This is a genomic window from Streptomyces sp. NPDC006602 (genome assembly GCF_042870385.1).
Classification (GTDB): domain Bacteria; phylum Actinomycetota; class Actinomycetes; order Streptomycetales; family Streptomycetaceae; genus Streptomyces.
In genome coordinates, this window is sequence record NZ_JBIAHG010000103.1 from 1 (window position 1) to 1260 (window position 1260).

A 1260-nucleotide genomic window follows, 5' to 3' on the forward strand; every position below is an offset into this window, starting at 1 on the left:
GTTCGGTGAGGAACGCGTGGGCGGCGGTGACCAGGGTGACGTGGTGATGCCAGCCGTTCCAGGAACGTCCCTCGAAGTGGTCCAGGCCGAGGCCGTGCTTGAGTTCCCGGTAGTCGTGCTCGATGCGCCAGCGGATCTTCGCCAGGCGGACCAGTTCGGCCAGCGGGGTGTCGGCGGGCAGGTTGGTCAGCCAGTAGTCGGTGGGTGCTTCGGCGTCTTCGGGCCATTCGGCCAGCAGCGTCGCTTCGGGCAGGACACCGTCCCAGTGGCCGTGTCCGGCGGTGGCGGCGGCCTGGGCCAGGCGGCGGGCCCGGACTCCGGCCGGCCGCACCCGCAGCGTCACAAAGCGCGAGCGCATCGGCCCGCGGGAGCCTTCCCGCCACCTCACCTCGGTGAACGCCTGCCGCCCCCGGGCGGCCGCCAGCGCGGCGACCGGGGACGGCTTGTCCCGGTAGCGGTGCTGCGGCTTGCGGCCGTTGCCGGACCACGCCGGGGCAGTGGGCTGCGCGTCGTGCGGGTGGACGGTCACGTCCGAACGGATGGCCACGACATATCCGATGCCCCGGCTCTCCAGGCCGTCGCGGAAGTCGGCGTTCTGCCCGTAGCCGGCGTCGGCCACCACCACCGGCGGCACCAGATTCCACCCGGCCAGCTCATCGAGGACGTCCAGGGCCAGGCGCCATTTCTCCCGGTGCCCGACCCCTTCCGGTATCCCGGTCTTGTGCCGCCGTGGCGCATCGTGTTCCCACTCCTGGGGCACGAACAACCGCCACTGCAGCGGACAGGACGCGGCATCGGAGACCGCGTGCACGCTCACCGCGACCTGGCAGTTGGCCTGCTTGCCCAAAGCGCCGCAGTACTGGCGGGCGACCGCCACCGACATCTTCCCGTCCTTGGGGAACGACACATCATCGACCGCCCAGGCCTCCGGACCGATCAGCGGCACCATCCGCTTGGCGATCCGCCGCCGCACCGGCACCGGATCCCAGGTCGACTGGTTCACGAACTGCTGCAGATTCTGCTCGTTGCCATCCGGCAGCCGCTCCGCCATCGGCTGGATCGATTTACGCCGCCCCTCCAGCATCAGCCCCCGCAGATAGCAGTCACCCTTCGCCCGCTGATCCTTACGCGGCACCGACGCGAACACATCAGCCACGAATAACGCCAACTTAGCCCGAGCACGGTTCACTTCATGTGCATCCACACCTCCAACGTGCCCCCAAACAGGACCGACAGACAGACGTAACGGAGCCCTACTAG

General features: G+C 69.4%; 1 protein-coding gene. It reads right to left on the bottom strand.

The genetic code is table 11. From position 1 onward, the window contains the following. Positions 1 to 1204 (bottom strand): IS701 family transposase (locus ACFYO2_RS49610; protein WP_388364127.1); only part of this gene is annotated, 1204 nt, incomplete at its 3' end. Between the last annotated feature and the right edge of the window lie 56 nt (positions 1205 to 1260).